This is a genomic window from Longimicrobiaceae bacterium (assembly GCA_035936415.1).
GTDB lineage: Bacteria > Gemmatimonadota > Gemmatimonadetes > Longimicrobiales > Longimicrobiaceae > JAFAYN01.
The window spans coordinates 1-4,168 of record DASYWD010000099.1 but is presented as its reverse complement, the minus strand read 5'-3'; the positions used below and the strand labels follow the sequence as shown (position 1 = coordinate 4,168).

Genomic DNA, 4,168 nt, shown 5'->3' with positions numbered 1-4,168 from the left:
CCGCCGCGGGGTGCGAGGGCGACGAGATCTGCCTCATGCCGGCCCTCGTGGGGGCCATCGTGGGCGAGACGCTGGGCGTCCCCCTGGGGGTGCACCTGGCGGAGGGACGGCGCGGCAGCTACGCGCTGGGCGCGCTGGCGTCGGCCGGGATCACGGCCGCGGGGCTCGCCGGCTTCGCCCTCCTCGGCGACTCCGGCCCCCCGGCGCAGGGGATCGCCGTGCTGGTCCCCGTCGCGCAGCTCTGGGCCTCCATCGCCGTGGAGCGCCGCACCGCGCGCTGACCCGGATTCCCCGTCCACGCGAAAGACCCCACCGCCCGTGCCCGGGCAGTGGGGTCTTGGGTCTACGGCGGCGGCAGATCCGGCTCAGCGGGCCGGGAGCTTCTCCACCGTGAGGGAGTAGGCGCCCGTCCCCGCGTGCAGCGTGTTCACCCGCAGCACGTAGTCGCCGTCCTCGGGGAGGGCGATCGCCATGAGCGAGTCGTTCCCGCCCGCGCCGTCGTCCTGCGCGCCGATGTACTCGAACCGGCCCCCCGCCCTCCGGCCGAACTGGAGGTACGAGTCGAAGGCCGCGGAGCGCAGGGTGATCACCAGGCGCTCCCCGCGCTTCCCGGAGTAGATCCAGTCCTGGTAGTGCGTGTTGTCGAAGGTGACCGGATCGCCGTCGGTGAGCGCCGCCCGCACGGTCTGCCCCGCGCGGATCGGCCGCGCCTGCGGGTGCACCGTGGAGCCGGCGGAGGACGGGGTGGTCGAGCGCGCCGCGGCGCCCGCGCCGGACGCGGGACCCTCGGCGAGCTGCAGGGTGTAGGCGCCGGTCTTGCTCCCCTGCAGGCTGTTGGCGCGGAGCACGTAGGTCCCGCTGGCCGGGAGCGTCGTGGAGACGCGGGCGTCGCTGCCCCCGGCGCCGTCGTCGTCCGACGCGATCTCCTCGAAGCTCTCCCCGTCCGTCCGGCCGAGCACCAGGAAGGCGTCGAAGGCGGAGGAGCGGAGGGTGGCGCTCACCGCCTGCCCCGCCCTCCCCTGGAAGCTCCAGAGGTCGTAGTACGACTGGTCGTCCAGCCGGGGGTCGGTGCGGTCCAGCGAGCCGGAGACGGTCTGCCCCACGCGGATCGGCTGGGGGGTCACGACGACGGGAGCGGTCCCCCGCTCCACCTGCAGCGTGTACCGCCCCACGCTCCCGGCGCTGAGGGTGTTCGCGCGAATGGCGAAGGTGCCGTCCTCCGGGAGGGTGAGCTCCACCCGGGCGTCGGTCCCCCCGGCGCCGTCGTCGTCCGTCGCGATGCTGCTGAAGGCGCCGCCCTTCGCCATCCGCCCGACGGCGAGGTAGGCGTCGAAGTCGCTGGAGCGCATCGTCACCCGGATCCGCTCGCCGCGGCGCCCGGTGTAGGTGTAGAGGTCGTAGTACGACTGGTCCTCGGGCGCCTTGCGGCTGGACGCGGTGAGCTGGCCGGACACCGTCTGCCCCATGCGGAGTGCGGTCTGCGCCGTGGAGGCGCCGGAGCAGAGCAGGAGCGCGAGGGGGGCGAGGAAGAGGAGCGTGCGTGCGGGCTGCATCGGTGTGACCCCGGATCTGTCTGGTTCGTGGGAGGGTACGGCGGGAGGGACCGTACCGGCCCCCGGAGAGAGGAAGATGGCCCGCGGCGCCACCTCCGGCAATGGCCCGGACCCCGCGCGCCGGCCGTCCACGCCGCCCTCCCCTTTGCGCATCCGCGCCGGGGGCCGCAACTTGGTACGTCGCCCCACACCGCCGCGCCGCCCCGGAGCCCCCCATGGACCGGTCCGCCACGCTCCCTCCGCCCTCCGCCGCCCGCCCTCCCGAGCCGGTGCCCGTCGCCGCGCCGCCCTCGCGGCTGGTCTCGCTGGACGTGTTCCGGGGGATCACCATCGCCGGGATGCTGCTGGTCAACAACCCCGGCACGTGGGCGCACGTGTACGACCCGCTGGAGCACGCGAAGTGGCACGGCTGGACGCCCACCGACCTGATCTTCCCCTTCTTCCTCTTCATCGTGGGCGTGGCGATGACCTTCTCCTTCGCGGCGCAGCGGGAGAAGGGCGCCACGCGCGGCGCGATGCTGGGGAAGGTGGCGAAGCGCTCCGCCGTCCTGGTCCTGCTGGGGCTGGTGCTGGCCGCCTTCCCCTTCTACGGCCTGGACCCGGGGACGCTGCGGATCCCGGGGGTGCTGCAGCGGATCGGGGTGGCGTTCCTGCTGGCCTCAGCCGTGGTGCTCTTCGCCGGGCCGCGCGCGCAGGCGGCCGTCGCCGCCCTCCTCCTCCTGGGGTACTGGGCCGCGATGCGGTGGGTGCCGGTGCCGGGGCACGGCGCGGGGAGCCTGGAGCCGGACTCCAACCTGGCGGCGTACGTGGACCGCGCCGTGCTGGGCACGGCGCACCTGTGGAAGTCGTCGAAGACCTGGGACCCCGAGGGGCTGCTCAGCACCCTCCCCGCCGTGGCGACGGTGCTCCTGGGGGTGCTCGCCGGGCGCTGGCTCCGCTCCGAGCGCTCCCCGGCGGAGAAGGCGGTGTGGATGTTCCTGGCGGGGAACGCGGGGCTGCTGCTGGGGCTCGCGTGGCACGAGGCGTTCCCCATCAACAAGAACCTGTGGACCAGCTCGTACGTGGTGTTCACGGCGGGGATGGCGCTCCACTTCCTCGCTGCCTGCTACTGGCTGGTGGACGTGCAGGGGTGGCGCCGCTGGGCCTTCCCCTTCGTCCTCTTCGGGATGAACGCCATCGCGGCCTTCTTCCTGTCCGGGATCATGGCGCGCGTGCTCACCCTGGTGAAGTGGGCGGGTCCCGCGGGCGACCCGGTGACGCTCAAGGGGTGGCTGTACGAGACGCTCTTCGCCTCCTGGCTGGCCCCGCTGAACGCCTCGCTCGCCTTCGCGGTCTGCTTCGTACTCTTCTGGCTGGGGGTGATGTGGATGTTCTACCGCCGGCGGATCTTCATCAAGGTCTGAGATGAGACGCGCCCTCCTGCTCGCCGCGCTCCCCCTCTGGACGGCCGCCTGCGCCGTCCCGGCCGCGGCGCCCCCGCCGGGGCCCGCCCCGCTGCGGGTGCTGGTCTACAACGTCCACGCCGGCAAGGACGCAGGCGGGGTGGACAACCTGGCGCGGGTGGCGGAGACCGTGCGGGAGACGGGCGCGGACCTCGTGCTCCTCCAGGAGGTGGACCGCGGCACGGAGCGCTCCGGCCGGACCGACCAGCTGGCGGAGCTCCGGCGCCTCACCGGGATGCACGGGGTGTTCGGGAAGACGCTGGACTACCAGGGCGGGGGGTACGGGATCGCCCTGCTCTCCCGGTGGCCGGTGGCGGAGGACACGCTGATCCATCTCCCCGTCGACCCGCCGCAGGTGCGCGCCGGGGGCTCCCGAGAGCCGCGCGGAGTCCTCCGCGCGCGGGTGGACGCGCCCGGCGGCGCGGTGTACGTGCTCAACACGCACCTGGACGCCTCGCGGGAGGACGTCTACCGCCGGCAGGAGGTGGCGGCGCTCCTCCGCATCGCGGAAGGGCTGCGGGGCGGGAGCGCGCGGGTGCTGCTGGGCGGCGACCTGAACGCCACCCCCGAGAGCGCGGTGATCGCGGAGGTGCGCGCGGCGGGGTGGCGCGACGCGTGGGAGGCGTGCGGAAGCGGGGAGGGCTTCACCTACCCGGCGAAGGCCCCGGTCAAGCGCATCGACTACCTCTTCCTACCGGCCGGCGCGGGGTGCGACTCCGCGGCCGTCGTGGGCGCCGAGGTCTCCGACCACCGCGGCGTGCTGCTGGTCCTTTCGGGAGACACATGAGAACGCCGATCCGGACCGCCGCCCGCCTGCTCGTGCCCGCGGCGCTGCTCGCCGCGGCCGGCCAGGCGCATGCGCAGGACACGCTGTCCGTGCGGCCCGGGGCGCGGGTGCGGGTGACCGCGCCGGTGCTGGGGATCGAGCGCGAGGTGGGGACCGTGCAGGGCGTGCGCGGCGACACGCTGGTCTTCCGGGGGCGCGGCGGCGGCGAGCCGCTTCCCGTGCTCATCCCCCGGGTGGCGCGGCTGGAGGTGCCGCGCGGCAGCATCAGCCCGGTGCGGGGCTTCCTGATCGGCGGCGGCGCCGGGCTCCTGGTGGGCTACGGCGCGGCGGCCGCCCTGGCGGCCAGCGACGAGTGCACCGCGAGCGACTGCTTCACGGGGCGGACC

At 74.7% G+C, this 4,168-nt stretch carries 5 protein-coding genes; 4 read left to right on the top strand and 1 reads right to left on the bottom strand.

Features of this window, described 5'->3' with window-relative positions; genetic code table 11:
• On the top strand, positions 1-281 hold a 281-nt coding region (locus VGR37_03935), incomplete at its 5' end, for a hypothetical protein (GenBank protein ID HEV2146545.1).
• A gap of 84 nt (positions 282-365) precedes the next feature.
• Here the strand turns inward: VGR37_03935 and VGR37_03930 are convergent.
• Entirely contained in the window at positions 366-1,553 is a 1,188-nt protein-coding gene (locus VGR37_03930) for a hypothetical protein (GenBank protein ID HEV2146544.1), read from the bottom strand.
• A 215-nt stretch (positions 1,554-1,768) separates the two neighbouring features.
• Here VGR37_03930 and VGR37_03925 point away from each other — a divergent pair, with 215 nt between their 5' ends.
• From VGR37_03925 to VGR37_03915, 3 genes are all read left to right on the top strand, one after another.
• Positions 1,769-2,956: a heparan-alpha-glucosaminide N-acetyltransferase domain-containing protein gene (locus tag VGR37_03925; GenBank protein HEV2146543.1), complete on the top strand. Its 1,188-nt coding sequence runs from the start codon at positions 1,769-1,771 to the stop codon at positions 2,954-2,956.
• Position 2,957: 1 nt separating this feature from the next.
• On the top strand, positions 2,958-3,782 hold the full coding sequence (locus tag VGR37_03920) for an endonuclease/exonuclease/phosphatase family protein (protein HEV2146542.1): 825 nt from the start codon (positions 2,958-2,960) through the stop codon (positions 3,780-3,782).
• The coding region (locus VGR37_03915; protein HEV2146541.1) for a hypothetical protein at positions 3,779-4,168 on the top strand (390 nt) is incomplete at its 3' end. The genes VGR37_03920 and VGR37_03915, both read left to right, overlap by 4 nt.

Excerpts from the sequence above, each read along its gene's own strand:
- VGR37_03930 (HEV2146544.1), bottom strand. The coding sequence starts at position 1,553 with ATGCAGCCCGCACGCACGCTCCTCTTCCTCGCCCCCCTCGCGCTCCTG.
- VGR37_03925 (HEV2146543.1), top strand. The coding sequence starts at position 1,769 with ATGGACCGGTCCGCCACGCTCCCTCCGCCCTCCGCCGCCCGCCCTCCC.
- VGR37_03920 (HEV2146542.1), top strand. The coding sequence starts at position 2,958 with ATGAGACGCGCCCTCCTGCTCGCCGCGCTCCCCCTCTGGACGGCCGCC.